Origin of the sequence: Bradyrhizobium sp. LTSPM299, from assembly GCF_000938235.1 — a bacterium.
GTDB lineage: Bacteria > Pseudomonadota > Alphaproteobacteria > Rhizobiales > Xanthobacteraceae > Bradyrhizobium.
In genome coordinates this window covers 180,784-205,589 of sequence record NZ_JYMU01000006.1, presented here as the reverse complement: position 1 = coordinate 205,589, position 24,806 = coordinate 180,784, and the positions used below count along the sequence as shown (strand labels likewise).

General features: G+C 59.0%; 26 protein-coding genes and 1 pseudogene. 17 read left to right on the top strand and 10 right to left on the bottom strand.

Annotation, left to right across the window (positions count from 1 at the left end; translation table 11 throughout):
- Positions 1-1,103: 1,103 nt before the first annotated feature.
- The 3 genes from UP10_RS02070 (at position 1,104) to UP10_RS02060 (ending at position 2,612) form a co-directional block, all read left to right on the top strand.
- Positions 1,104-1,445 (top strand): hypothetical protein, encoded by a 342-nt coding sequence (locus tag UP10_RS02070; protein ID WP_197086721.1) that lies wholly within the window; start codon positions 1,104-1,106, stop codon positions 1,443-1,445.
- Between the two features lie 223 nt (positions 1,446-1,668).
- Positions 1,669-1,956: a hypothetical protein gene (locus tag UP10_RS02065; RefSeq protein ID WP_245321643.1), complete on the top strand. Its 288-nt coding sequence runs from the start codon at positions 1,669-1,671 to the stop codon at positions 1,954-1,956.
- 188 nt (positions 1,957-2,144) lie between these two features.
- Positions 2,145-2,612, top strand: a complete 468-nt coding sequence (locus tag UP10_RS02060; protein ID WP_044585743.1) for a hypothetical protein — start codon at positions 2,145-2,147, stop codon at positions 2,610-2,612.
- A 919-nt stretch (positions 2,613-3,531) separates the two neighbouring features.
- Here UP10_RS02060 and UP10_RS02045 read toward each other — a convergent pair.
- Positions 3,532-3,750 (bottom strand): hypothetical protein, encoded by a 219-nt coding sequence (locus UP10_RS02045; protein ID WP_044585740.1) that lies wholly within the window; start codon positions 3,748-3,750, stop codon positions 3,532-3,534.
- 639 nt (positions 3,751-4,389) lie between these two features.
- Here UP10_RS02045 and UP10_RS02040 point away from each other — a divergent pair.
- Positions 4,390-4,890 (top strand): hypothetical protein, encoded by a 501-nt coding sequence (locus UP10_RS02040; protein WP_044585739.1) that lies wholly within the window; start codon positions 4,390-4,392, stop codon positions 4,888-4,890.
- Between the two features lie 502 nt (positions 4,891-5,392).
- On the opposite strand, the gene UP10_RS02035 is transcribed toward UP10_RS02040, so the two are convergent.
- The gene (locus UP10_RS02035; protein ID WP_044585738.1) at positions 5,393-6,160 is read right to left on the bottom strand and encodes a hypothetical protein; all 768 of its coding nucleotides are present in this window, start codon (positions 6,158-6,160) and stop codon (positions 5,393-5,395) included.
- Positions 6,147-6,707 carry a hypothetical protein gene (locus UP10_RS02030; protein ID WP_044585737.1) on the bottom strand — a complete coding sequence of 187 codons (561 nt, stop codon included), beginning with the start codon at positions 6,705-6,707 and terminating at the stop codon, positions 6,147-6,149. The genes UP10_RS02035 and UP10_RS02030 overlap by 14 nt, the downstream gene beginning before the upstream one ends.
- A 486-nt stretch (positions 6,708-7,193) precedes the next feature.
- On the opposite strand from UP10_RS02030, the gene UP10_RS42750 reads away from it, so the two are divergent.
- Positions 7,194-7,496, top strand: coding sequence for a hypothetical protein (locus UP10_RS42750; RefSeq protein WP_245321642.1), 303 nt, complete (start codon positions 7,194-7,196; stop codon positions 7,494-7,496).
- On the opposite strand, the gene UP10_RS46605 is transcribed toward UP10_RS42750, so the two are convergent.
- The 3 genes from UP10_RS46605 to UP10_RS02015 are packed head-to-tail and all read right to left on the bottom strand — an operon-like array spanning position 7,421 to position 8,289.
- Entirely contained in the window at positions 7,421-7,648 is a 228-nt protein-coding gene (locus UP10_RS46605; RefSeq protein WP_502692148.1) for a KTSC domain-containing protein, read from the bottom strand. The two genes, UP10_RS42750 and UP10_RS46605, sit on opposite strands and share 76 nt — an antisense overlap.
- Positions 7,551-7,766: a hypothetical protein gene (locus UP10_RS45095; protein ID WP_197086719.1), complete on the bottom strand. Its 216-nt coding sequence runs from the start codon at positions 7,764-7,766 to the stop codon at positions 7,551-7,553. Before UP10_RS45095 ends, UP10_RS46605 begins: the two co-directional genes overlap by 98 nt.
- Positions 7,767-7,788: 22 nt before the next feature.
- The gene (locus tag UP10_RS02015) at positions 7,789-8,289 is read right to left on the bottom strand and encodes a hypothetical protein (RefSeq protein WP_156179615.1); all 501 of its coding nucleotides are present in this window, start codon (positions 8,287-8,289) and stop codon (positions 7,789-7,791) included.
- 187 nt (positions 8,290-8,476) lie between these two features.
- On the opposite strand from UP10_RS02015, the gene UP10_RS02010 reads away from it, so the two are divergent.
- Both UP10_RS02010 and UP10_RS02005 read left to right on the top strand, forming a co-directional pair.
- On the top strand, positions 8,477-8,701 hold the full coding sequence (locus UP10_RS02010; protein WP_082076947.1) for a RusA family crossover junction endodeoxyribonuclease: 225 nt from the start codon (positions 8,477-8,479) through the stop codon (positions 8,699-8,701).
- A gap of 16 nt (positions 8,702-8,717) precedes the next feature.
- The gene (locus UP10_RS02005; protein WP_050043534.1) at positions 8,718-9,248 is read left to right on the top strand and encodes a hypothetical protein; all 531 of its coding nucleotides are present in this window, start codon (positions 8,718-8,720) and stop codon (positions 9,246-9,248) included.
- A 445-nt stretch (positions 9,249-9,693) separates the two neighbouring features.
- Here the strand turns inward: UP10_RS02005 and UP10_RS02000 are convergent, their stop codons facing one another.
- Positions 9,694-9,957 (bottom strand): hypothetical protein, encoded by a 264-nt coding sequence (locus UP10_RS02000; protein WP_156179614.1) that lies wholly within the window; start codon positions 9,955-9,957, stop codon positions 9,694-9,696.
- A gap of 40 nt (positions 9,958-9,997) precedes the next feature.
- On the opposite strand from UP10_RS02000, the gene UP10_RS43900 reads away from it, so the two are divergent.
- On the top strand, positions 9,998-10,354 hold the full coding sequence (locus UP10_RS43900; RefSeq protein ID WP_156179613.1) for a hypothetical protein: 357 nt from the start codon (positions 9,998-10,000) through the stop codon (positions 10,352-10,354).
- A gap of 43 nt (positions 10,355-10,397) precedes the next feature.
- On the opposite strand, the gene UP10_RS01990 is transcribed toward UP10_RS43900, so the two are convergent.
- The 3 genes and pseudogenes from UP10_RS01990 to UP10_RS45695 all read right to left on the bottom strand — a co-directional run.
- The gene (locus tag UP10_RS01990; protein WP_044585731.1) at positions 10,398-11,528 is read right to left on the bottom strand and encodes an AlbA family DNA-binding domain-containing protein; all 1,131 of its coding nucleotides are present in this window, start codon (positions 11,526-11,528) and stop codon (positions 10,398-10,400) included.
- A gap of 236 nt (positions 11,529-11,764) precedes the next feature.
- A complete protein-coding gene (locus UP10_RS01985; RefSeq protein ID WP_156179612.1) occupies positions 11,765-13,006 on the bottom strand; it encodes a hypothetical protein in 1,242 nt (413 codons plus the stop codon).
- Positions 13,003-13,316: pseudogene (locus tag UP10_RS45695) on the bottom strand (type IIL restriction-modification enzyme MmeI); the annotation flags it as partial. The gene UP10_RS01985 and the pseudogene UP10_RS45695, both read right to left, overlap by 4 nt.
- 412 nt (positions 13,317-13,728) lie before the next feature.
- Here UP10_RS45695 and UP10_RS01980 point away from each other — a divergent pair.
- From UP10_RS01980 to rpoB, 9 genes are all read left to right on the top strand, one after another.
- Entirely contained in the window at positions 13,729-15,342 is a 1,614-nt protein-coding gene (locus UP10_RS01980) for an acyl-CoA synthetase (protein WP_044585729.1), read from the top strand.
- A gap of 309 nt (positions 15,343-15,651) precedes the next feature.
- On the top strand, positions 15,652-15,843 hold the full coding sequence (gene secE, locus UP10_RS01975; RefSeq protein WP_044538526.1) for a preprotein translocase subunit SecE: 192 nt from the start codon (positions 15,652-15,654) through the stop codon (positions 15,841-15,843).
- A 20-nt stretch (positions 15,844-15,863) separates the two neighbouring features.
- Positions 15,864-16,397, top strand: coding sequence for a transcription termination/antitermination protein NusG (gene nusG / locus UP10_RS01970; RefSeq protein ID WP_044538613.1), 534 nt, complete (start codon positions 15,864-15,866; stop codon positions 16,395-16,397).
- Between the two features lie 128 nt (positions 16,398-16,525).
- Positions 16,526-16,954 (top strand): 50S ribosomal protein L11, encoded by a 429-nt coding sequence (gene rplK, locus UP10_RS01965; protein ID WP_007602986.1) that lies wholly within the window; start codon positions 16,526-16,528, stop codon positions 16,952-16,954.
- A gap of 6 nt (positions 16,955-16,960) precedes the next feature.
- Entirely contained in the window at positions 16,961-17,653 is a 693-nt protein-coding gene (rplA, locus tag UP10_RS01960; protein WP_044538527.1) for a 50S ribosomal protein L1, read from the top strand.
- Positions 17,654-17,745: 92 nt separating this feature from the next.
- Positions 17,746-18,699 (top strand): 2-hydroxyacid dehydrogenase, encoded by a 954-nt coding sequence (locus UP10_RS01955; protein WP_044585728.1) that lies wholly within the window; start codon positions 17,746-17,748, stop codon positions 18,697-18,699.
- Positions 18,700-19,275: 576 nt separating this feature from the next.
- The gene (rplJ, locus tag UP10_RS01945) at positions 19,276-19,794 is read left to right on the top strand and encodes a 50S ribosomal protein L10 (RefSeq protein WP_044538530.1); all 519 of its coding nucleotides are present in this window, start codon (positions 19,276-19,278) and stop codon (positions 19,792-19,794) included.
- 53 nt (positions 19,795-19,847) lie between these two features.
- On the top strand, positions 19,848-20,219 hold the full coding sequence (gene rplL, locus UP10_RS01940) for a 50S ribosomal protein L7/L12 (RefSeq protein ID WP_044538531.1): 372 nt from the start codon (positions 19,848-19,850) through the stop codon (positions 20,217-20,219).
- A 444-nt stretch (positions 20,220-20,663) separates the two neighbouring features.
- Positions 20,664-24,782 carry a DNA-directed RNA polymerase subunit beta gene (gene rpoB, locus UP10_RS01935; protein ID WP_044538532.1) on the top strand — a complete coding sequence of 1,373 codons (4,119 nt, stop codon included), beginning with the start codon at positions 20,664-20,666 and terminating at the stop codon, positions 24,780-24,782.
- Positions 24,783-24,806: the final 24 nt, after the last annotated feature.

Genomic DNA, 24,806 nt, shown 5'->3' with positions numbered 1-24,806 from the left:
CGCACGGTCGCCGCCACACCACGGTGAGCGATGCCGTGCATCCAGCACGGGTGCCTTTTCAGACAAGGAAACTCGATTCAAACGAATGTCGGTCATCATGAATGCAAATGAGTAGTTTTTACAAGTTTTGACTACGGTCTATTTCGCGCTGGCAAGAGGGGCGCCCCGACGACCTGCTACGGAATGCCAGTACCAATCGCACCGACGTGGTCCACACCGGCACCATCGACAACCAGAACGCCCGTCCCGCTGTTGCGTCCTGGCGTGGTGCGGATACCCCGACGCTTCGTTCGGACAGTTGAAATGCACATTTGTCGAAGTTCGGTAGCAATTGCGGTTGCAACCAATCGCTCCAATGCGGCCGGCTATTGAAATGTTGAGTCTGGTCAATGGCATAGGCGTGGCTGCCGGCGCAATAGCACCGGTTTCGCAATTCGGTTACGCGACCGATGGGTCCAATATTGGATTGATTGAACAATGGCGCATCCCGTGCGACCCGCATTCTTTAGCCCGCAACGCTATTCCGGAGCGTTGACCCGTGTGTCACACTAAATTTGCGTGCAATCACGGAGTAACCAAATGACCGTCGTCGAACGTACCTCTGCCGGCCTACAGACTGTCATCCCAGGTTGCGAGCGCCGCACATTGCCGAAATCCGTAACGCACGCGGATGAAAACGGCCAAGGTCTGCTGTATTTCTACAGGCCGCCAAGCCTACGCGAAGAACTCGCAAGGCAAGCGAGTGCACCTTTAGTCCCGAAACGAGGGCAAAAGGCGCTACCGAAAAGTGGCTTGTTTGTCTCATAGTGGACGAATGTCGCGGGCACGCGAATAGCTTCACTCCGCACCTCATCTCGACCGATGACCAATCGGCCGATCCGAGGGGGTAGAGGGGCCGCCGCCACACAGGGTTTTGGATACGATGATGCCGTGTCTGAATTTTTTCGGTTCCGTTATGGCGAGCAGGGTTGCAATTGTGTCTGACGCACGCTGAGTGATTGTTGTAACCAGCAAGACGTTCCATGGAACACACGTACCCGTGCCATCGGGCTTGCAACCTTAGACCGCTCAGTCATCCTGGCGACGCTATCGGAGACAGAATCGTGCTCCGCCCGTGGCAAACCGTCAATGTTTCACGTATAGATTGTGAAACGAGGCAGGCGTTTATGGCAAAAAAGTCGGGCAAGAAAATTATTCGAGAAGATATCGAGCTGGATGTGCGTTTGGATAATGACGGGCCAAATTCCACAAAATGGACTGTCATGAACGGCTCAAAGGGAGTGCAGTCAGGCACCGTTTCCGGGCCTGGGCACCGCGAGAAGGCCCGTACAGCGGGATACAAAAAGCAGATGGAGATAGAAGATCAGTATCGCAAAACGGGAAAGATAAAGCGCGCCGATAAGTTCGAAGCCGGCAGCTTCCTCGGCGTGCCTCGCAAGAAGTGACACTTTGGGTCGCTGGGTCACGGCCCAAAGTCAGGTGCCTGTTGGAGCCCGTGTCTGTTCGGAGAGCCCGAAAATCGAGGCCCAGCCATCGGGTGGGTTGGGGCTGTCTGAATAGCGCCTCTGGCGGGGCGGGTTGTATTGGAACTGGCGCGGCCCTCAATCTCTAGCGGCTGGACTCATCGTTCTCTTTTCGTTCTAATCCGGCCTTTCTGTAGGAGGGGACATGCCGGACATCGAATACATCCGTGCGGAGATCGAGCGCATGCGCGTCCAGGTCGGGCGCCAGCGGAAGGAGATCCTCACCCTAGAACGCGCCGGCATCCCGACGGCCTCGGCCAGTCTCCTGCTGGGGGACGGATGCTTGAGAAAATCGACAGCCTGTGTGCCGTACGTGACCGGCTCAAGAAAGACCTCCCGAGCCCAAAGACCGGGAAGGCTTTGGGAGGTCGGAGCGGGTGAGGCAACCTACGAGATGGTTCTGCGACGAACCTGGCCTTTCCCCATTTCCTGACGGCGCTCGAAGATGTGCGACGCAAAGCAACTCGTGAGGGATGGTGCCGAGCACACGTCGAAGCCATCACGGTTTCTATCGACCAGTATGCCGAAGCGGCCACGGGAAGCCGGGACTACTTCCTCAACAAGCCTCACTCAATTGGTGGTAGTAGGAAGGCTGGGGACGTTCCCTGATTAGAGGCTGTAATGTTTGAAGAGAACCGCTTCGAGTGGCAACTAGCGAAGCTGCAAAAAGAAAAAAAGAAACTTCGCGCCAGTTTCGCCGCTAAAATTGCAAAATCGAGAAAAGATAAAAAGTCGAGAGATGACCGAGAGGGCCTGCGGTCGCAGGAGCAATTCGAGGAGCAAGAACTTGATGCCGGCATCCAAGCATTGATCACGAGCTTTCTCATCGAACAGGCCAACAAGTTGTTGGTTCCGATTCCGCACTCTGAGACAGATTGGTTTACGGACACGACCTTCGGTGAAAGATTTTTGACCGCTGAGGCGAGGTCAAAACTGCGCAACGACATTCGAGCCGAGAAAAAAGCCCGCTGGGATCTGTTTCAATCTCACACAGGACTTCTGATTAGCTTAATCACAGCGACGACCGGAGTTCTAGGGACGGTCATCGGTGTTTTGTCATTTATGAAGGCAGCTCCACCACCGCATTAGTCCTTTGCCACCGGCGCTAGTGCGGCCTCGGCAATCTCAGCGTGATTTCTAACTGCCGCATCCCAACCTTCATCCCAACCGGGCACATTGCTAGCGCGGGGGCCTATAACCTCACGGTCTTTACGGATTTCTTCGAGGGCCTGCCGCATACGCAGCGCCTCCTGTGCTGGGCGCTCGGTGGCCAAGGCGCGGATTCAGTATGCACACTGACGTGTTGCTACAGCGCCGCCCTCCGCGTAGTTGGCGATACTGTTCTGGTGGTTTGCACGCCATTCATCAGCTTGAGCATCACAAATGAGAGCTGCCAGTTCGCGCTCATCTAAGGTGGCCCATCCATGGCTTGCCGCCTAGAAATCCCGCGAACAAGTCGAGAATCTCGTCAATCAGATTGCTAAGTCAGTGGACTGAAGAAGTCTGAACGAAATTGCGCACGAAAATAAAAGCGTACAACAAAATTACGGCCCTTGCGGAATATCGCCAGAACGCAATGTAGTTCTTCGCGTCGTTCGAGCTTCGCCAAACGCCGACCGAAGCGACGGCCCAATAGCCCCAAATCACAACCAACGAAATGATTTTGAAGGGCGGTCGAAAATCGGGAAATAAACCCATGAGAACCGCCATGAGGATTCCGATTATCAACTAGACAGCTAAAAAGCCCAGGACGTAAAAGCCCCAAAAGGTCCGCGGTAGTGGATACAGGCCCCACCAAAGCCGCCGAAACATTTCCATAATTATTACTCGCGCTAAAATTGAACATTAGCGGCGATGTTTTGGCTCTTCAACCGACTTAAAAAAAGCGGGATGCTGGGCATCACGCCTGCCTCACGGCGAGTAGCGGTTAGGCAAATGCAAGAGGGGTTTGGTGCGGCCGCAACTTAGTGAGGCTCGGCGCTCTTGCACGCGCCAAGGGCAGCGCCCTTTAGTCCCTCAGCTTCTTACGGCCCTCGATTTTTTGTCCAGCAAGAAGGCCACCGATGGTGCTGACGCAAACCAGCATGAGGTCAGCAAATCGTTTCACAAGAAATTCGGCCATAGGCTGATGCACCCAGGCATCGATCGCGGTTTCTGCCACCGCAAGCAAAGCGCAGGCCGCAAAGATGTAGCCAACCACTCTCAAGACGAGCTGGAAATCCGTCACGAAACGCTCCCACTGTTAGGAGCTATCTTGACCGGCCTAAGTAAAAATCGACTTAAGTGGAACGGTTTCTTAACCATCTCGTCGGCCATCGAAATGTCCTCTTGCCGACAACCCAGTGTGGCACGAACCATGGCGAAGTGAGGATGACATTGCTCCAGCAACGCGGAATATATGTCCCAACTTGGGACATAAGCAAAAACCCCCGCGCTAGGCGGGGATCTTCGAGACTGTCATTATTTGAGGGCTGAATGGCAGCAAGCGAGGGCAAAAGCTCGTCACCCGGAAATCCATCTCCCCGTAGACCCTGGACCAGAGATGCCGGCAATGTTCAATCTGCTCCTCGCTAGTGTGTGCCCTTCGAGCTGAACCAATAGCCGCAGGCTCGTTGAATCGGCTTCCACATTGTGTGGCCCCACATCGCCAGCCCCAGGGCGGTCAGTCCCGCTATGGCGTAACCTTCGACGGTGAAGCTTAGACGGTGAGGCGGCTCAGGTTGTCGCGGCGGGCGGCTTCGTCATCAATCACATGGGCGGCTCCGGGTTGGCCCATGGAATCTGATTTTGGGAATCGGCGTCAACTACCGTCTAGACAACCCCAAGCCCGTAGTTAGGCTTTCTGCTCGCTTCGAGGGAGAACGGCATGTTTCGGGCAACAATCACCGGGGTTATACCGAAGGGGATGCAGCTATCGGCGGCGCCGGTCGAAACCCGCGACTTTGACAACATCACCACTGCCAAGCAGTGGCTCCTGGGTGAAGCGCTGACCAACCTCCCGACACCCGTGTATTCCGTTCAAGTTTTTCAGGATGGACAGTCGGTCTGGCAAGCTTACCATTCCAGCCATGATGCTTTGAAGGACAAGAACGAGTTGTGGTGGGATGCCCGCGATCCTGGACGCCACGAACGGGAAAGGGAGAGGGTAGAACGAAAGCGGCAGGTCGAATCTGGCGCCATCTCTCACGACCAGCTTTCACTCAAGGAGCAATTTGAGAAAGCTAACCCGCGCTGGCTCGGGCCGTTTTTCGCCTGGCTACCAACCAGCACTATGGATGCTGGGACGGTGTGGATGTCGGAATATTGGGTGCGTGCTACGCTCGGCCTAAAATACAAAAACAAGTCGTTGTTCTTCGACAACGACTAGTTCTGTCTGGCATTCGACTCCCGGCTAGGCAGACCACGTGTTGGTCATGCTGCAAGCCGTTCATCAGCGAAAATCGGTAGATCGAACGTCACCATAACTGTGCGTACCATCGTGCCACTGTCTTTGAATGCGCCTTCGGGGAGCGGGATAAAGCGGCCACCCATCTCGTGCGCAAAGGATCTGAAAAACTCACTCTCCCAGGCAGTGAGATCCCTTTCTGATGTTCTTCAGCCGGCGCGCGAACGTGGCGTCGAGCTGGAAAAGGCCATCACGTCAATGTTTGCGGTGATAACGTCTACACCGGGGACCAGGCGAAACTGACCCTGCAGGTGGCGGAATGGTGTCACTACCTCGAAGACTTCCCGTTGTACGCCATCCGCAAGGCCGCAAAGTGGACCGTCGTCAGCAAGGACTGGCTGCCGAGCGTTGCCGCGTTCATTACTGATCTGACGCTGGCGATCGGGCTTGGGGGTACTGGAGCGCCGGAAGTTGCTCGAAGGCCTTAGCTAAGCGCAAGCACCACGTTGTGGACCAGGTCGCTGATGACATCGTCCGCCTGTGGTTGACCGATAACCATCGTGGAGGGGTGAGCAGCGATATTCCGCTTACCGAGCTTTTCCTTGAGATTGCGGGTGAGATTATCGTTGATCAAGTTCGCGTTCTTGCAAAATTCGATAATTTCGAACTCTTTCAACTCGTCAGAGAAATCGTCGTAGCGAGTGATGACAGTACCTGCCTTCTTCGGATTGTTCTGAAATCTCTTCGTTACAGCATCGTTAAAAGCAGCAAGCCGCGCGGGGTCTTTAAGTATCCAGTGCAGAAGATGGTCGAAGGCAAGATTCCAAACCATGACGATGCACGCTCGGTAGGCCTTGACCCGGTAGCAATTGATGGCCTCTTCGAGGAAGACCTTCTCCGCCACGTTTGGCACTTTGGTGGGTAGTTCGATCAGAAGCTTGCTTATCACCTGCATGCTCGGTTGATCGCCATACTTTGCATCAAATTGACTTCGCACTGGGCGCGTCAGCTTGAAGCCTTGCTTCTCGCGAACCACGTCTGGCGTGTTGTAACTGGCCATTCGCAGCAGATACTGGCCTATGTTCTCTGTGGTGACGAGATGAAGCGTCTTGTAACACGCGCGAATGTGGTCGGAGTGGAAATGCTCCTTTCCCTCATACGTGTGAAGATACCAACCGATCAGCTTGATCTTTTCCCTTGGTGGCAGCTTGTCAAAGCCCGGCACCTGGTCGACGAATTCACTCAGCACCATTGGCCAGCTTCTTATTCACGTAATCAAGGCCGATGTGGTTGATTTCGTAATGACCGCGCTCGGGCGTGGTGAAGAACTTGCGACCCTTCAACTCGCGCAAGGGCTGACCGAAGTCATTGATGGCGGTAGACCATCCAATCGACCGGAAGCAGGTGTAGATATGTCCATCGGTGACGATGGGCGTGTTGCGGTGGTCGTGAAGCCATGCGGCGGCGATCATGAACTTCTTGTGCTGACTGCCGTCATCCTTACCCTTCGCGAAGTCAGCAAACGACAGCGGCTCGTTCATTTCAATAGTAACGATGTCCGGAGCCTTCGGCGCCTTACGTGGCGACTTCTGCCGCGGAGCAGCCGGGGTCACATCGACGGTGTCGAGTTCGTTCTCTTCTTCATCGACGACCTCGGCTTCTGGTTCGGCGTGACCATTGATCGCAGGCATCGCAGGAAGCCTCCTCAGTTGCGGAGGACCTGAGGGGCCGCGAAAGGCATTGGTGATCGCCTGCGTCACCGACTGAATCTGGTCGTCGGCAATCTCGGCGTCGAACATGATGAACTTAATCCGGGAGGTCCCGGTCGGCTTACTAGGCTTTGCCATTACTCGGTTTCCATACTACTGGGACGAATCAGACGTTGCGAAGCAACCCTGATGTATCCCCCGGTAGCAAGTTCCATTCAAGGGAAGGTTGCTAATTTGTTCCAGTTGTCCGGCTTTTTCCCACGGTTGACTGCGCGTTCTCTTTTTGTTCTTATATGCTTTCCCTTTTGAGGCCAAAAAATACCGGACTTGGACCATATCCGCTCGGAAATCGAGCATATGCGGGTGCAAAACAGCCCGCCAGAGGAAGGAAATTCTCCAGCTACAGCGGGCTGGTATCCCCACCGGATCAGCCGAAGCGCTGCTGGAGCGTATGCTGGCCAAGGTGGATGGCCTGGTCGAAACGCGCGATCGGCTGAAGGCGGAAGCGAAGCTTGATAAGCCGACCTATTCGTCAGGGAAGAGGATACTCGGGACACCCGCCCACCGCAGGATGTGATGGACAATCTCCGGCGGTTTCCGGCGCCGTGGGTAATGGAAGAAGACGAGCACGGCTTCCGGGTGAAGGATGCCAACGGCTTCTTGATCTGCGCCGTCTCGCACCGCGACGATCTTCACGCCCGGCATTACCAATACGCTGACAATTACCTGTCGCGGGATGAGGCGAGGCGGATAGCAAAGCCATCTCAAGGCTGCCCGAACTGCTCCAGCGGCCTCAATACGAATCAGTACGCCGGCTCCGCGTGCGTCCGGCAATCAAATGGCCCGTCCTCGCCCGAGCCCTTGATGTTGGCGTTGTAGTGTTGGCCCATTGAGGACGCATTCAGGAAGGCGTCGTAGGTAGCCGCCGGCATTTCACAGTAGGGATAATAGGTGCCCTTGAGCTTGCACCACCATGAACTGCTTCGCCTTGTCGTAGCAGGCGCGGTTGATGAAGCTGCTTCTGGTGACATCGGTACAGGCGAACGGTGTGAGATCCAGCGAGCCGTAATACTTCACGTCGATCGTTTCCGCGTCCGCCCAGGTGGCGTTGGCGAGGATCGAAACGAGAAGGGTAAGAATGCGTAGCATTGAAATTTCCTAAGGCTCGTGGCTACCAACGGCCAAACCAACCTTTTTTCTTCTCTTCTGGTTTTGAGCCACCGCCTGCTTTTTCAACTTCCTGGCGATAGATAATTGAAAATTCGTCATCGTTGAAAAACGGCATATCGACAAGCTGTTCCTGCCCCTGAAAAACTGCGAACTTCAAATGTTGGCCGGTGTGCAACGAGAGGAGCTGACGTTGAATTCCCTGTGGGGTTCGGGGCGACATAAGTGCGGCTTTTCCACCATCGACCGATTTTACATCCACGCCTACCGGCATAGGGCGGTCGGCACCCATTGGCACCAGGGAAAGACCCAAGTCGAGGCCGTCCACAACCGCGAATGGCGCGAACCTGTACGAAAGTGTCGTTGCCGTGGTGCCTCGTTCGATCTTGCAGGTGAAGTGGATGGTGGCGACGTGCTGTTTCGTCTTGGAGTCCGCATAATCCAGCCGACGCCTCATCTCACCGTCTTGAACCGACCACGCGCTGTAATCGACACCTAATGCCATAGTGTGCCCCTCCGCCGTGGGCAGGTTCGCACCGCGGCCGGGTCGATTGCAAGCCTCATTTCGGTCTTCTGGAGGTGGTGGGACATCGCGTACATGCCAGCGGCTTACGAGAAGTGGAAGGCCGATTTCATCCGCTGCATTCCATACCAGTGCAAAGTCGGTCTAACCGGGGCGGTAAAGGTTTTCCATCGACGCCAGATGGCTTGTGCCCAAGTCGTACAGCAAAAAAGAGCGTGAGGACGCCCTAAGTGGCGTGAAGTATCCTGTCGCGGACAACGACAACATCGCCAAGGCTGTTCTCGATGCGATGACCCAGGGCGGCGTCTGGAAAGACGACAAACAGGTGGTTTGTCTGACCGTGATAAAGGGGTATGCGACGGCGGACGAGGGGATTACGGTCAAGGTTGCCTAGCCGTTTTGAGGTGAAGATGTTCGGCATCACCAATCCTTCGCAGCTCTACGCCAAGCTCGTCCTGGAGTTCGACGACTTCTGCGCCGACCAGGGCTCGGGCCGTCACGCGATGAATTTCGTCATCACGGCGTTTCATCTGACCGAATGGGTGTGGAAGGATTTCCTGAAAGAGGATGAGGCCAAGCGTAACGAGTTGGGGATCGCAAAGGACATCAACGCCTTCCATCGCTGGATCATGGATAAGAGTATCTGGACGGCCCAAATGCAGGATCTGGCCAACGGCTCCAAGCATTTCCAACCCAAGGGCTTACCTATCAGGCAGCATGTCGTCGGGCCGCTCAACACGGCAGCCTTCAACACCATCGGATTTAATGAAGTCGAGGTGACGCTGGTGGTCGATATGGGCGAGCTGGAGGGCAGGCCGCATTTTATCCCGGCGGCGCAACTGTTCGAGGTTGTCATGCGCTTCTGGCGAGACTTCTTATGCTTGCACGCCCCGTACGGTGGCCTCGTCTACAAGGGCAAGGTGAAGCTGTCGGACGAATGAGGCCTATCCGACCCTCGGCATTTCGATCTTCGCCTCCGCCTGGCGCCGTATCGCGGCTTCCTGAATGGCGCGCTGTACAGAATTGTCGTGCACAGCGGTCTTGTGGCACGTCGGGCAAGCGCGGATGGATGACACGGGCCTACCCTGTCACTGTCTCGCGATTGCTTACCGCCTGTCCGACGTGGAACGTACCGCCGAACGACTGAAACAAAAGAGAAAGTGAGGAAATGAACACCGACAAGCTTATCGACGACGCGCTGTACTGCGGCCTGATAGCCTTGGCGTGCGGCTGCACATTGTTCCTGTGTTCATGAACAAGGCAAATTCATTTCTCTTCCGTTCATTTTCGGAATCCAATTTGGCCGCAATCGTTAAAACTAAAGGATTAGGCCAACTGGCTTAGGAGCCGTTTTTTGTAGGCTTTCCGTCGCGATTCTTCGGGATTTCAAGCCTGCGACGAGATGACTAAAGTTTCTCGAAAAATTAACTTGGCAAGCAGGATCTGAGTGTCCACATTCGTGAGGTTGAGCCTCGAATGAGGAGAAGCACGATGGCCGTTTTTTGGAATATCACCTTCGGTGGCGTGAGCATTGAGTTCGCACCCCCACGCAATACGGTCGTACATTGTGTCGTTGCGTTCGTTCATTCTGTTCGGAGCGTCTTTGAGTTTGACCGACGCCATGAGCGCGCGGAACCCAGCCTGCGTCACCGCCAGACGCCCCTTTTTAAAGGGTCGTGGAGGTACGCACATGTCACAAACTCAGCAGAATGGCTCTCGCAACGGGGGGCAACACAAACCGTCTGCCCCGCGCTCTCATAAAGATGAGCCGGTGGTTGTCGAGCAACCGCCGGTCGTCGTCGAGCACAAGGAGGTTGTGCTCGCGCCGCAGCCTCACCATCAGTTGGAGAAGCTGGACGTCGTAAAGACGGCCGCGGAACAATTGAAATCCCTAGCCCCGATGATGGGGCGGGAAGGCGCGGTCATTGTCGCGGGCTCGTTCCCGGCGCATGCCGCCGTGATGGCGGGCGCCAATCCCGCCTATGTTTACGGCAGCGCGATCATCTTCGCGGTGCTTTACATGATCCAGACATGGAGGCATCCGTGACGTGGAAACGTCACGGTCGCCGACGCGCCGCAATTTGTGCTGGTCAGGTAGAGGTCTTCGTCATCTCTTCCGCCGGCTCGGCGATTTCCATTACACCTTCGGCAAGCAAAAAGATCGCCTCGATGGGCATTGTCTTCAGTTTGCCTACCAAGAACGCGGCTTTTGCTGCGCGGGAGCCGAAAACGTTGATCGCATCACCGGGGTGTTTTCGTATAAAATCCTCAACAGCCTTCAGGCCCGCACGCGTAATGTATTTGCGGCCCATTTTCTTTTCGACGACGCAATGGACGTTGTCGTCATGAATCTTGAGATGCTTCAGGATCACGGTGACCTGGGGTGGGTGAATGCGGTTGATGCCGTACACTTCCCTGACCACCTTTGTCAGCATCTTCGCGGCCTCGGTCGGGATGTTCTTGTCTTCGTCCTCCAGCGGCGCATGCACGACTTGCTGGAGATCCACGTTGCCCATGACGACATAGGCCGGCGCTCCAGCTTCCTGCACGATCTGGCCCTTGTTGATGAACGCCAAACCCTTGGCGGTTTCCTTGGACATGAAGATGCGGGATTTCGGTACCGACATGTCCACGATGCCGGCGTTCTCCAGCCCCACCTTTTGAATGACCTGCAGGGTTTCCATCATTTTGCGTAGGTATTGGGTCTCGCGATCGACCAGCATGGTGTGCAGCTCGGCAAAGCCGATGTTGCGCGTTTGGCCGGCGTAACGGAAGTAGATCGCGCCTTCCTGGATGACGCCAACGTCTTTCTTGCCCGCCTTTTTGTCGTCGACCACCTTTGACCGGGTCTTCTTACAGATAACAGGCTTATGCAGGCAGGAGTCGACGCCCACGGCATACAGCTTGAATTCGCCGATATCGTATTCACGGATGGAGAAGGGCATCTCGGGCTCGAAATCGTCCCGCAGTCGGTTCGCCCAATTCGCCTCGTCGCTCATGTCCTTGGCGCCGACGATTATCCGCGGCTTGTTGCTGACACCGAACACGATGACGCCGCCGGACGCATTGGCGAACGACGCCAGCACCTTGGTGTAGTCGGAGAGATCGCCGGCAATGAAGTCCTGCTTGAACTCCAACCGCTTCCCCTCACGGGTCGCCACGGCGCCGGTAGCGGCGTCAAAACTGACCAGTTCACTGAAATCAGCGGGCAAGGCGAGCATGGGGACACCAACTTGGCTGCGATCAATATCTCACTTCAAAAACACATTATAGGCGACCGTCCCCTGCAACGCTGACAAAGGTGGCGATGCCGACATAGCCCTGCCGCGCCTTGATGACCGTCACCACGACCACGAGCGCACCAAGGTATGGCCCGAAGGCCTCGCGGCATGCACGAGTATCTGGCTCAGTTCGGATTCAACGGGCGGCTTCTGCCGCCTCGGTGCGGGTTCACTGGTCATTCTTCACCGGTACAGGTACCGGATTTGCGACCGATACTGAGGGAATTGATTTCGGACTCATTTTTCCCGTGTGTTTTCGCAGCCAGATTGCCATTCTGCCAAGCTTCGCTGATCAAATCAGCTTTCGCCAGGAAGAACTCACCGCCAAGCGAGCAGCCTCCCGGTGGCCGACGCAGAACATCCTGCATCGCCAGCTCGCCGGCTTTGGCATGACCTGAACTCGGATAGGGCTCAGATCCGGCCTGCGAACCGGAATGGAGGACTTCCCATCTGAACGCGCACTTTGGAAGCGCCCGATTGAAATCGTTGCACCGGGTTATCGGACTTCGGGAAAAGCCCGCCTTGACTACATGCTTTCCATGTGTCGGCTCGCCCAGAAACGCGTCCATATCGCCTTGCAGCCTGAGGATATAGAGATGTTTCGGGCCCTCCGCCTCAGCCACAACATACGGTGATTGGGATACTGGTCCCGCCTTGGTCGGTGCAAGGATTTGTCGTGCTGTCCCACTCACGGACGCTAGAATAGGCGTCTCGCCGTAAACCTCAATCTCTTGCAAGTCGAGCTTAAGGATTCTCAGGGCTTCCTGGCGCGACAACGGCACGCCCTGTGAGCCGATGTGCTGCCAAGCCCCGCTGGCCGTCGCCTCGGGCGCAAAATCGCGAATGTCCATTCGTGATTCCGGCGTTACGCGCCATGCGCGAACCGCTTTGACGGCGAAGTTCCATCTTTCACGATTATTCGGGTCGCGCTCTTTCGCGATCCAGGCGGCCGGCGACATGAATGACTGTGTCGGGCCAATCTGATGCGAGCATTGCTGGATGCCTATCACTTTGCCCACTTCGTCCTTGGCTGCTCCAGTCGCTCCGTAGACGATGACCAGCACGCCGGGTCGGGTTTTGGCGATGAAGGTGCCGCGTTGGTTTTCCGGCGTAAAACCTATCAGCCCCCATTCCTCCGGTCTGAAACCGTAAAAGCTAGTCAACCAGACGTTCGGCGGATCGGAATAGATTGATGCCAAAGGATGCATGAGCTCGCCAGAGCCATAGACTTGCTCAAAAGCCCGAATGCTCCCGTACCTTTCAACAATGCGGGCAGGCGCTGCGGTCATCATTTTATTGCCTGGCTCAGGCCATTCGTGAGCTTCGAACAAGTTCTTGAAGCTTCCAAAGTAACTTCGAGCAATCCGAGCTATTGCTTGCGCATCTCCGCCTTGGTTGTATCCGTCTGAAGCGCTCATTGGACGGCCAGCCCCTTGCCCTTACTGCCAGTGCCTTTACTGCGAGAAACCATTTTGGTGTACAGCTCAAATAGCTTTTCTAACCGCTCCGTATCTTTGCGAAAGCGGCGGCCGATGTAAATTCGCTCAACCACCTCGTCGTTGCGCTCGTGCGCCTCGCGTATATCGGCGGACGTGGCGGAAGGACGTAGAGATTGGCGATGGTCGCTGGGAAATGCGCCTCCCGTGCCAAAAGGATGTCCTCAGCGCAGCGGGGCAGGTCAGCATCGTCGGTCGGCGTCGGGACTGGGAACGTGTTCCAGCCGAGGGTGCAGTTTCGCGGACGTCTCATCACTCGCGCAAAGGCAGCTAGCAGGGGAAATGAACCAGAACAAACGTGCTACCATTTTTGCTACCAAACTTCCGATAATGAGAAGTAATATGGCGGTATTCAGCTGTCTTTCTCACGCGACTTAGTCAAACAACATCAAACACATTCACACTACAGACAATTTGCTGGGATGGGAGTAAACGAGCTCCAAAACCGGGGGTCGCAGGTTCGAGCCCTGCCACTCCTGCCAGATTTTACCCAACAATTTGAAGCAATTGGCCGAGGTTTTGGATCTCGGCCATAATGATGCTCGCTCACTTGAGGAGCGGGCAGCCGTCATCCCGCCCGGCAGTAGGGACGGCCGCACAGCCAGGCTAAAATAACAAAAAAGAGCACATTCGGGAGGGACACCATGAGCGGAGATATCGCAGCGACCATCCAGCGCGCACGGGAGCACAGCATCGGCGATCTGCTGCGCCGGTCGGCAAGGCGCTATCCCGACAAGACCGCGCTGATCTGCGGCGAGGTTAAGTGGACCTTTGCGGAGATGGACGCGATCTGCAATCGGCTTGCGCACGGCCTGCTCGGGCTTGGCATCGGGAAGGGCGACCGCGTTGCCGTGCTGTCGCGCAATTCGCACGCCTTCGCAGGCCTGCGCTTCGCGGTGGCGCGGATCGGTGCGATCCTGGTGCCGATCAACTTCATGCTAAACCCGGACGAGATCAATTTCATCCTCGCCAACTCAGGCGCGAAGCTGCTCGCGGTCGGGCCGGATTTCGTCGAGACGGCGCGCGCCGCCGCGGCCAAGGGCTCTGCGGTCGAAACGCTGGTCTGGTTGCCGGGCGAGGATCCGGCCACGGCGCCCGACGGGATCAAGACCTTCGACGGCCTGCTGCACGGCGACGCCTCGGCGCCGGACGTCTCGGTCGATAGCCGTGATCCCGCGCAGATCATCTACACCAGCGGCACGGAGTCGCTGCCCAAGGGTGCGATCCTGACCCATGACGCTGTGATGTGGCAGTATGTCAGCTGCATCATCGATGGCGGCATGGCCGTTGACGACAACGTGCTGCACGCGCTGCCGCTCTATCACTGCGCGCAACTCGACGTCTTCCTGGGGCCTGCGATCTATCTTGGTGCCACCAGCCTGATCACCGGCAAGCCGGTGGCCGACAACATCCTGTCGCTGATCGCAACTCACAAGATCAACGCGTTCTTCGCGCCGCCAACGATCTGGATCGCGATGCTGCGCTCGCCGGCCTTCGACCGCACCGATCTGTCGACGCTGCGCAAGGGCTATTACGGCGCCTCGATCATGCCGGTCGAGGTGCTGTTGGAATTGCAGCGCCGGCTGCCGAACGTGAAGTTCTGGAATTTCTACGGCCAGACCGAGATCGCGCCGCTCGCGACCGTGCTGACCCCGGAGGATCAATTGCCGAAGGCCGGCTCGGCCGGCAAGCCCGCGATCAATGTCGAGACGCGGGTGGTCAATCCAGATATGACCGACGTCGAGGTCGGCGAAGTCGGCGAGATCGTGCACCGCTCGCCGCATCTGTTGTCCGGCTATTACAACGACCCGGCCAAGACCGCAGCTGCCTTCGCTGGCGGCTGGTTCCACTCCGGCGATCTCGCGACTGTCGATGCCGACGGCTACATCAGCGTCGTCGACCGCGTGAAGGACATGATCAAGAGCGGCGGCGAGAACGTGGCGAGCCGCGAGGTCGAGGAGACGATCTACCGGCTGCCGGCAGTGTCTGAGGTGGCGGTGGTCGGGCTGCCCGATCCGCGCTGGATCGAGGCTGTCACCGCGATTGTCGTGGTCAAGGCCGGCGAGAGCCTCGATGCCGACGCCGTTATCAAGCACTGCGCGGCTGCGATGGCGCATTTCAAGGTGCCGAAGCGCGTCGTCTTCGTCGACAGCCTGCCGAAGAACCCGAGCGGCAAGCTGCTCAAGCGCGAGCTGCGGCAGCGCTATCTCGGCGGCGCCACGCTCGACCAGGCGGTGCAGAAGAGTTTTGCCGGGTAGCGGGGTTAGGGGAATGGCGCGGCTTTTCGGGTACCATCAGCCTAAGCCCTTGATTCGAGAGACCCTGTTCCGTCCGGCCGGGGCGGGGGGCGGCGGCGCCGACCTTGACCTTTGGCCGCCGCCGCAGTACATACCCGCCACTCGCAGCCGGCCCGCTTTGATGGCGGATATCCGGCGCGGCCTTAAATCCCCCGAACAATCGAGCTCGTTCACCGGCTCAACCTTCCAACGAGGGCTGGGTCCTAAACGTCGGCTGTCCGGATTCCTTGAAACGTTGCAAATCGTCCGGCGACGGACGCGGATCTCACGATGGCTTTCAGCCCGTTCAAATTCCTGCAGGAAGTGCGCTCGGAGACCAACAAGGTCACCTGGCCGACACGCCGCGAGACGACCATCACCACCATCATGGTGTTCGTGATGGTGGCGCTGGCCTCGATCTTCTTTTTCGCCGCGGATCAGGTCATCCGCTATTTGATCACCCTGGTACTGGGCATCCACTGATGAGCACCGGAACCCTATTGATGGACAAGCGCTGGTACATCGTTCACGCCTACTCGAACTTCGAGAAGAAGGTGGCGGAATCAATCCGCGAGCAGGCCAAGCAGCGCGGGCTCGAAGAGCTGTTCGAGCAGGTGCTGGTGCCGACCGAAAAGGTCACCGAGGTGCGCCGCGGCCGCAAGATCGACGCCGAGCGCAAGTTCTTCCCGGGCTACGTGCTGGTAAAGATGAAGCTGACCGACGAGGCGTTTCATCTGATCAAGAACACCCCGAAGGTGACCGGCTTCCTCGGCGCGGAAAACAAGCCGATGCCGATCTCGGAATCCGAGGCGATGCGCATCCTGCACCAGGTGCAGGAGGGCGTGGAACGGCCGAAGGCGTCGGTGTCGTTCGAAATCGGCGAGAATGTCCGCGTTGCCGATGGCCCGTTCGCGTCGTTCTCGGGCGTGGTGGAAGAAATCGACGAGGCGCGCTCGCGCGTGAAGGTCGCGGTGTCGATCTTCGGCCGTGCCACCCCGGTGGAACTGGAATTCGGTCAGGTCGAAAAGGTGGTCTGACCGGACGGCGTGGGGTATATCCTCGCGTCACATAAGGCCGTGGGAGGGAGGAGGCGGTCGCCAGCCCCCTTCAACCGAACCACGGAACCTGAAACCGCCGGCATTGTCCGGCCCAACAGGAGTACTCAATGGCAAAGAAAGTGACCGGATACCTGAAGCTTCAGGTCCCGGCCGGTGCGGCGAATCCTTCGCCCCCGATCGGCCCCGCGCTTGGTCAGCGCGGTCTCAACATCATGGAATTCTGCAAGGCGTTCAACGCCCAGACGCAGAAGGAAGAAAAGAACACCCCGATTCCGGTGGTGATCACGATCTACGCCGATCGTTCGTTCACCTTCGAGATGAAGACCCCTCCGATGTCCTTCTTCCTCAAGCAGGCCGCCAAGATCCAGTCCGGTTCGAAAGCCCCGGGCCGTGACAAGGCCGGTGCGGTGACCAAAGCGCAGGTGCGCGAGATCGCCGAGAAGAAGATGAAGGATCTCAATTGCGATTCCATCGAATCGGCCATGAAGATGGTTGAGGGCTCTGCCCGTTCGATGGGTCTGGAAGTGGCGGGGTAACGGGTCATGGCAATCGGAAAACGTTTGAGCAAGGCCCGCGAGGGTGTCGACCGCGAGAAGCTCTATCCGCTCGTGGATGCCATCAAGATGGTCAAGGAGCGCGCCAAGTCGAAGTTCGACGAGACGATCGAGATCGCGATCAACCTCGGCGTCGATCCCCGTCACGCCGACCAGATGGTCCGCGGCGTGGTCAACCTCCCGAACGGAACCGGCCGCACGCTGCGCGTCGGCGTGTTCGCGCGTGGCGCCAAGGCTGATGAAGCCAGGGCTGCGGGTGCCGACGTCGTCGGTGCCGAAGACCTGGTCGAGAAGGTGCAGGGCGGCGTGATCGATTTCGACCGCTGTATCGCCACCCCCGACATGATGCCGCTGGTCGGCCGCCTCGGTAAGGTACTCGGCCCGCGCGGCATGATGCCGAACCCGAAGATCGGCACCGTGACCATGGACGTCACCACGGCCGTGAAGGGCGCCAAGGGCGGCTCGGTCGAGTTCCGCGTCGAAAAAGCGGGAATTGTCCAGGCCGGCATCGGCAAGGCCTCGTTCTCGGAAGAGAAGCTGGTGCAGAACGTCAAGGCGCTCGCGGATGCGGTCTCCAAGGCGAAGCCGGCGGGTTCCAAGGGCACCTACATCCAGCGCGTGGCGGTTTCCTCCACCATGGGCCCCGGCGTGAAGGTCGAGCCGGGCACGCTGCTCGGCTAAGGTCTGTCGCAGTGATGAGATAAAGGGGCGGGATCGGGCAACCGGTTCCGCCCTTTGTTTTGGCGTGAAGCCTCTCGCAGGAAACAACAAGAATGCCCGACAAGGTCCTGATCTATTCCCGCTTTCCCAAAGCCCAGCTCACCCGCTTCGGCGAGCGCTACGAGCTTTTGAATGCCGCCGGCAAGGGGCCGACCGAGATGTTCCCGGCGGGCGAGCTTGCCGACATCCGCGCGATGATCACCGCCGGGGGTACGCCGCTTGGTTGCGAGGCGATGGACCTGCTGCCGAAGTTGGGGGCGATCGCCTGCTACGGCACGGGGTATGAAGGGATCGATCTCGCCGCTGCCGCAAAGCGTGGCATCGCCGTGGGTCACAGTCCCGGCGCCAATGCGGCGTCGGTGGCCGACATCGCTGTGATGCTGATGCTGGCGGCGGTCCGCCGTCTGCCAGTCGCCGATAACTATATCCGCAGCGGCGATTGGGCTGGGAGGAAGCCGTCGCCGATGATGCGGCCGCAGGCTGGCATGCGTGGCCGCAAGGTCGGCGTCTACGGGATGGGGGAGATCGGCCGCAAGATCGCCGCCCGCGTCGCCGCCTTCGAGACCGAAGTCGGCTATTTCAGCCGCTCGAAGCACGACGTGCCCTATCATTATCTCTCGAGCCTGGAAGCGCTCGCCGACTGGTGCAGCGTGCTTGTTGTGGCGGTCCGCGCCGGCGCCGAGACCAACCATGCGGTCAACGCCGACATCCTGCGCCGGCTCGGCAGCGACGGCTTCGTCGTCAACATCTCGCGCGGTTCCGTCATCGACGAAACGGCGCTGGTCGCAGCCCTGACCAATCAGACCATCGCCGGCGCCGGCCTCGACGTGTTCGCCAAGGAGCCGCACGCCCCCGATGCGCTGACCGCGCTTCCGAACGTGGTGCTGTCGCCGCATCTCGGTGGCCACACCCTCGAATCGCACGTGGCGATGCAGGATTGCGTGCTGGCCAATCTCGAGGCATTCTTCGCCGGCAAGCCGCTGCCTTACGAGGTCAGGGGCTCCTGAATCGGGCTTATTTGCCCCCTGGAGCGGGTTCCCGGGGACAGTCTGAATTGGTCTGAAATTTGCTCTTGGCAAGTCGAGCAGGACTCGCTAGATAGCTCCTTCCGGGCGTGCTGGCCGTTGCTGGCATGTCCGTGCTCGCATTCCGAAAACCCGATACGATAGGAGATCATTCCTTTCTGCATGCCCGCAAGGATGCTCGAAAGGAAGGAAACCCGTCGCTTCAAACGGAATGAGAGCAGGGGTCTTCGGCTGAGCCGAATGGCCTCGATCCTGTCCGAGACTGCAGGCGCCCGCGAGAACATCACGTTTTCAACGGCTTAATCGCATGGCCTGCATAGACGGGTGAAGACCGGATTTTCGCATTCACGCAGCGATCGCATCGCGGCTGGATGCTGATTTGGTTCGAACCTCGACAACCCAGAGCCGCAAGGTTTTGGGAGGGCAGGCTTCTAGATGTCGTCTTGCCCGGCATGTCCTGGGGACTTCGGTCCCTGAGATCAGGTTTTGGGCGGGACGATGGGTGCAACCCGGCGGTCCTGCCTTCGCGGAAAGGCCGCCAACCGGAAAGAGCTTGCTGTGGAACGAGCGGCAAAAAAAGAGGCGGTCGAACAGCTCAACGAGGCCTTCAAGGCCACGAGCGTTGCGGTCGTCGCTCACTATTCCGGCCTCACCGTGGCCCAGATGCAGAAACTGCGCATGCAGATGAAGCAGGCGGGTGCGTCGGTGAAGGTCTCGAAGAACCGTCTCGCCAAAATTGCTCTTGAGGGCACTGACGTCGCTGCCATCGGCTCCCTGCTGAAGGGGCCGACTGTGATCGCTACTTCAAACGATCCGGTCGCGGCGCCAAAGGTTGCCGTCGAATTCGCCAAGGCGAACGAAAAGTTCGTCATCCTTGGCGGCTCGATGGGTAAAACCGTCCTGAATGTCGACAGCGTGAAGGCGCTTGCCTCACTGCCGTCGCTCGACGAACTGCGCGGCAAGATCGTGGGCCTCCTCGTGGCGCCGGCGACCAAGCTCGCTCAGCTGTCCAACGCGCCCGCGGCCAAGCTCGCACGCGTCATTCAGGCTTATGCCTCAAAGAGCGAAGCGGCCTGACCCTTCGCTAATCTCAAACCTGGTTCGAACCAAACGTTTAAGGAAACAGATCAATGGCTGACTTGCAGAAAATCGTCGACGACCTCTCGGGCCTCACCGTGCTCGAAGCCGCCGAACTCGCCAAGCTCCTCGAAGAAAAGTGGGGCGTCTCCGCCGCTGCCGCCGTTGCGGTCGCCGGCCCGGCTGCTGCCGCGGCTGCTCCCGCTGAAGAAAAGACCGAGTTCACGGTCATGCTCACCGCCGCCGGCGACAAGAAGATCGAAGTCATCAAGGAAGTCCGCGCCATCACCGGCCTGGGCCTGAAGGAAGCCAAGGACCTCGTCGAAGGCGCCCCCAAGGCTGTCAAGGAAGGCGTCAACAAGGACGAGGCCGAGAAGGTCAAGGCCCAGCTCGAGAAGGCTGGCGCCAAGGTTGAACTCAAGTAATGCGCGATCCGGGAGCGTCGCAGGGCGCTCCCGGACCATGCAAATGGCGTGCGACGGGTTGTCGCGTCGTGCGCCGGACACAAAAAAGTGTGGGGATTTCGTGGACTTAACCCTCGAATCTCCTTTATTGCCTTCCCATATCGGGTTGGCAGCGGAAAAACACGGTCGGTGGCGGGAACGGCAGGGTTCTCGGCGTGCGCCGTTGGGAGACAGTCAAATTTCGGGCTTTTTCAGTCCGTGAAGCGGAAGGTTTAGACGGGCGGGTGCAGGCATGCGCCCCGCGCGTCGTTTTGCGTTTTGGAGGCTGCAGGACCGTGTTGGGGATTTAATTCCTGAGCCCGGGCTTCGTTCCCTTCGAGACGGTTCGAAAATTCAACCCGGGGCCGATGGCAGTCGAGTCCCGGAAGGTTCGCCAGACAAAGGCGACGAAAATGAGAGGCCACGATGGCGCAGCAGACATTCACCGGTCGCAAACGCGTACGCAAGTTTTTCGGTCACATCAAGGAAGTCGCCGAGATGCCGAACCTCATCGAGGTTCAGAAGGCGTCCTATGACCAGTTCCTGATGGTTGACGAGCCGGTTGGCGGGCGCCTCGACGAGGGTCTGCAGGCGGTGTTCCGCTCGGTGTTTCCGATCTCGGATTTCTCCGGCACCTCGATGCTCGAATTCGTCCGCTACGAATTCGAGCCGCCGAAATATGACGTCGACGAGTGCCGCCAGCGCGGCATGACCTTCGCGGCGCCCCTCAAGGTGACGCTGCGCTTGATCGTGTTCGATATCGATGAGGAAACCGGCGCCAAGTCGGTCAAGGACATCAAGGAGCAGGATGTCTACATGGGCGACATTCCGCTCATGACGATGAACGGCACCTTCGTGGTCAACGGCACCGAGCGCGTCATCGTCTCGCAGATGCACCGTTCGCCCGGCGTGTTCTTCGACCACGACAAGGGCAAGACCCATTCGTCCGGCAAGCTGCTGTTTGCCGCGCGCGTGATTCCGTATCGCGGTTCGTGGCTCGACATCGAGTTCGACGCCAAGGACATCGTGTTCGCGCGCATCGACCGCCGCCGCAAGATCCCCGTGACCTCGCTGATGTACGCGCTCGGTCTCGACGGCGAGCAGATCCTGTCGACCTTCTACAAGAAGATCGCTTACAAGCGGACCAAGGAAGGCTGGCGCGTCCCGTTCGACGCCAACCGCTTCCGCGGCTACAGCACCATCAACGATCTGATCGACGCCGACACCGGCAAGGTCGTGCTCGAGGCCGGCAAGAAGCTGACCGTGCGCAGCGCGCGCCAGATGCAGGAGAAGGGCCTCAAGGCGCTGCGTCTGTCGGACGAAGAGCTGGTCGGCAATTATCTCGCCGAGGACCTCGTCAATCCGAAGACCGGCGAGATCTATGCCGAAGCCGGCGAGGAAATCACCGAGAAGTCGCTCAAGGCGCTGAACGAGCAGGGCTACAAGGAACTGCCGCTGCTCGACATCGACCACGTCAATGTCGGCGCCTACATCCGCAACACGCTGCATGCCGACAAGAACATGACGCGTGAGGACGCGCTGTTCGACATCTACCGCGTGATGCGTCCGGGCGAGCCGCCGACGCTGGATTCGGCGCAGGCCATGTTCCAGTCGCTGTTCTTCGATTCCGAGCGCTACGACCTGTCCGCGGTCGGCCGCGTCAAGATGAACATGCGCCTCGAGCTCGATGCGCCCGACACCCATCGCACGCTGCGCAAGGAAGACATCCTGGCGGTCATCAAGACGCTGGTCGACCTGCGCGACGGCAAGGGCGAGATCGACGACATCGACCACCTCGGCAACCGCCGGGTGCGCTCGGTCGGTGAGCTCATGGAGAACCAGTACCGCATCGGTCTGCTCCGCATGGAGCGTGCGATCAAGGAGCGCATGTCGAGCGTCGATATCGACACCGTCATGCCGCAGGACCTGATCAACGCCAAGCCGGCGGCCGCCGCGGTGCGCGAGTTCTTCGGCTCCTCGCAGCTCTCGCAGTTCATGGACCAGACCAACCCGCTGTCGGAGATCACCCACAAGCGCCGTCTTTCGGCGCTTGGCCCGGGCGGTCTGACCCGCGAGCGCGCCGGCTTCGAGGTGCGCGACGTGCATCCGACGCATTACGGCCGTATCTGCCCGATCGAGACGCCGGAAGGCCCGAACATCGGTCTGATCAACTCGCTGGCGACCTTTGCGCGCGTCAACAAGTACGGCTTCGTCGAGACGCCCTATCGCAAGATCAAGGACGGCCGCGTCACCGAGGAGGTCGTGTATCTCTCGGCGATGGAAGAGGGCCGTTATCGCGTGGCGCAGGCCAACGTGCCGCTCGACGCCAAGGGCCGCTTCACCGAGGACCTGATCATCTGCCGTCACGCTGGCGAAGTGCTCCCCATTACGCCGGACAAGGTCGACTACATGGACGTGTCGCCGAAGCAGCTCGTTTCGGTGGCCGCGGCGCTGATCCCGTTCCTCGAGAACGACGACGCGAACCGCGCGCTGATGGGCTCGAACATGCAGCGCCAGGCGGTGCCGCTGGTTCGTGCCGAGGCGCCGTTCGTCGGCACCGGCATGGAAGGCGTGGTGGCCCGTGACTCGGGTGCGGCGATCGCCGCGCGCCGCTCGGGCGTGATCGACCAGATCGACGCCACCCGCATCGTGATCCGCGCCACCGAAGATCTCGATCCGACCAAGTCGGGCGTCGATATCTACCGGCTGATGAAGTACCAGCGCTCCAACCAGTCGACCTGCATCAACCAGCGCCCGCTGGTGAAGGTCGGCGACATCGTCAAGAAGGGCGACATCATCGCCGACGGTCCGTCGACCGATCTCGGTGAGCTCGCGCTCGGCCGTAACGTGCTGGTCGCGTTCATGCCGTGGAATGGCTACAACTTCGAAGACTCGATCCTGCTCTCCGAGCGGATCGTGAAGGACGACGTCTTCACCTCGATTCACATCGAGGAGTTCGAGGTGATGGCCCGCGACACCAAGCTCGGTCCTGAGGAAATCACCCGCGACATTCCGAACGTCTCGGAAGAAGCGCTGAAGAACCTCGACGAAGCCGGTATCGTCTACATCGGTGCGGAAGTGCGCGCCGGCGACATCCTGGTCGGCAAGATCACGCCGAAGGGCGAAAGCCCGATGACGCCGGAAGAGAAGCTGCTCCGCGCCATCTTCGGCGAGAAGGCCTCCGATGTCCGCGACACCTCGCTGCGCGTGCCTCCGGGCGTGCAGGGCACCATCGTGGAAGTTCGCGTTTTCAACCGGCACGGCGTCGACAAGGACGAGCGTGCGCTGGCGATCGAGCGGGAAGAGATCGAGCGTCTGGCCAAGGACCGCGACGACGAGCAGGCGATTCTGGACCGCAACGTCTACAACCGCCTCGCCGAACTGCTGGAGAACCGCCAGGGCATTTCCGGCCCGAAGGGCTTCAAGAAGGATACCAAGATCACCCGCGCGGTGCTCGACGAGTATCCGAAGTCGCAGTGGTGGCTGTTTGCCTCGCCGAACGACAAGCTGATGGCCGAGATCGAGGCCATGCGGAAGCAGTACGACGAGTCGAAGAAGGGCCTCGAGCAGCGCTTCCTCGACAAGGTCGAGAAGTTGCAGCGTGGCGACGAATTGCCGCCCGGCGTGATGAAGATGGTCAAGGTCTTCGTCGCGGTGAAGCGCAAGATCCAGCCCGGCGACAAGATGGCCGGCCGTCACGGCAACAAGGGCGTGGTGTCGAAGATCGTTCCGATCGAAGACATGCCGTTCCTTGAGGACGGTACGCACGCCGACATCGTGCTCAATCCGCTCGGCGTGCCCTCGCGCATGAACGTCGGCCAGATTCTGGAGACGCATCTGGGCTGGGCCTGCGCCGGCCTCGGCAAGCGCATCGGCCAGACCATCGACGCCTACTATCAGAGGCAGGATCTCAAGCCGTTGCGCGAGACCCTGAAGAAGATCTATGGCGAGGATGAAACCATCAAGTCGCTGAACGACAATGAGTTGCTCGAGCTCGGACACAATCTGCGCCACGGCGTGCCGATTGCCACCCCGGTGTTCGACGGCGCCAAGGAGGCCGATATCGAGGAGATGCTGAAGCTCGCGGGCTTCGACGCCTCCGGCCAGTCGACCGTCTACGACGGCCGTACCGGCGATCAGTTCGATCGCAAGGTGACGATGGGCTACATCTACATGCTCAAGCTGCACCATCTCGTGGACGACAAGATCCACGCGCGTTCGATCGGTCCGTATTCGCTCGTCACCCAGCAGCCGCTGGGCGGCAAGGCGCAGTTCGGCGGCCAGCGTTTCGGCGAAATGGAGGTCTGGGCACTCGAGGCCTACGGTGCCGCCTACACGCTGCAGGAAATGCTGACGGTGAAGTCGGACGACGTCGCCGGCCGTACCAAGGTGTACGAGGCGATCGTGCGCGGCGACGACACGTTTGAGGCCGGTATCCCGGAATCGTTCAACGTGCTGGTCAAGGAAATGCGCTCGCTCGGCCTCAACGTCGACCTGCACAATTCCAAGGTGGCACCGGGGTCGACGTCAGAAGCGGCCGAGTAACGCTTAAGAATTTCATGTCCGGCG

What these genes read in the sequence shown, in the direction of transcription:
- UP10_RS02065 (WP_245321643.1), top strand. Translation starts at nt 1,669, where the DNA reads ATGCCGGACATCGAATACATCCGTGCGGAGATCGAGCGCATGCGCGTC.
- UP10_RS02060 (WP_044585743.1), top strand. Translation starts at nt 2,145, where the DNA reads ATGTTTGAAGAGAACCGCTTCGAGTGGCAACTAGCGAAGCTGCAAAAA.
- UP10_RS02040 (WP_044585739.1), top strand. Translation starts at nt 4,390, where the DNA reads ATGTTTCGGGCAACAATCACCGGGGTTATACCGAAGGGGATGCAGCTA.
- UP10_RS02035 (WP_044585738.1), bottom strand. Translation starts at nt 6,160, where the DNA reads ATGGTGCTGAGTGAATTCGTCGACCAGGTGCCGGGCTTTGACAAGCTG.
- UP10_RS02030 (WP_044585737.1), bottom strand. Translation starts at nt 6,707, where the DNA reads ATGTTCGACGCCGAGATTGCCGACGACCAGATTCAGTCGGTGACGCAG.
- UP10_RS42750 (WP_245321642.1), top strand. Translation starts at nt 7,194, where the DNA reads ATGGACAATCTCCGGCGGTTTCCGGCGCCGTGGGTAATGGAAGAAGAC.
- UP10_RS46605 (WP_502692148.1), bottom strand. Translation starts at nt 7,648, where the DNA reads ATGTCACCAGAAGCAGCTTCATCAACCGCGCCTGCTACGACAAGGCGA.
- UP10_RS45095 (WP_197086719.1), bottom strand. Translation starts at nt 7,766, where the DNA reads ATGCTACGCATTCTTACCCTTCTCGTTTCGATCCTCGCCAACGCCACC.
- UP10_RS02015 (WP_156179615.1), bottom strand. Translation starts at nt 8,289, where the DNA reads ATGGCATTAGGTGTCGATTACAGCGCGTGGTCGGTTCAAGACGGTGAG.
- UP10_RS02005 (WP_050043534.1), top strand. Translation starts at nt 8,718, where the DNA reads ATGTTCGGCATCACCAATCCTTCGCAGCTCTACGCCAAGCTCGTCCTG.
- UP10_RS43900 (WP_156179613.1), top strand. Translation starts at nt 9,998, where the DNA reads ATGTCACAAACTCAGCAGAATGGCTCTCGCAACGGGGGGCAACACAAA.
- UP10_RS01990 (WP_044585731.1), bottom strand. Translation starts at nt 11,528, where the DNA reads ATGCTCGCCTTGCCCGCTGATTTCAGTGAACTGGTCAGTTTTGACGCC.
- UP10_RS01985 (WP_156179612.1), bottom strand. Translation starts at nt 13,006, where the DNA reads ATGAGCGCTTCAGACGGATACAACCAAGGCGGAGATGCGCAAGCAATA.
- UP10_RS01980 (WP_044585729.1), top strand. Translation starts at nt 13,729, where the DNA reads ATGAGCGGAGATATCGCAGCGACCATCCAGCGCGCACGGGAGCACAGC.
- secE (WP_044538526.1), top strand. Translation starts at nt 15,652, where the DNA reads ATGGCTTTCAGCCCGTTCAAATTCCTGCAGGAAGTGCGCTCGGAGACC.
- nusG (WP_044538613.1), top strand. Translation starts at nt 15,864, where the DNA reads ATGGACAAGCGCTGGTACATCGTTCACGCCTACTCGAACTTCGAGAAG.
- rplK (WP_007602986.1), top strand. Translation starts at nt 16,526, where the DNA reads ATGGCAAAGAAAGTGACCGGATACCTGAAGCTTCAGGTCCCGGCCGGT.
- rplA (WP_044538527.1), top strand. Translation starts at nt 16,961, where the DNA reads ATGGCAATCGGAAAACGTTTGAGCAAGGCCCGCGAGGGTGTCGACCGC.
- UP10_RS01955 (WP_044585728.1), top strand. Translation starts at nt 17,746, where the DNA reads ATGCCCGACAAGGTCCTGATCTATTCCCGCTTTCCCAAAGCCCAGCTC.
- rplL (WP_044538531.1), top strand. Translation starts at nt 19,848, where the DNA reads ATGGCTGACTTGCAGAAAATCGTCGACGACCTCTCGGGCCTCACCGTG.
- rpoB (WP_044538532.1), top strand. Translation starts at nt 20,664, where the DNA reads ATGGCGCAGCAGACATTCACCGGTCGCAAACGCGTACGCAAGTTTTTC.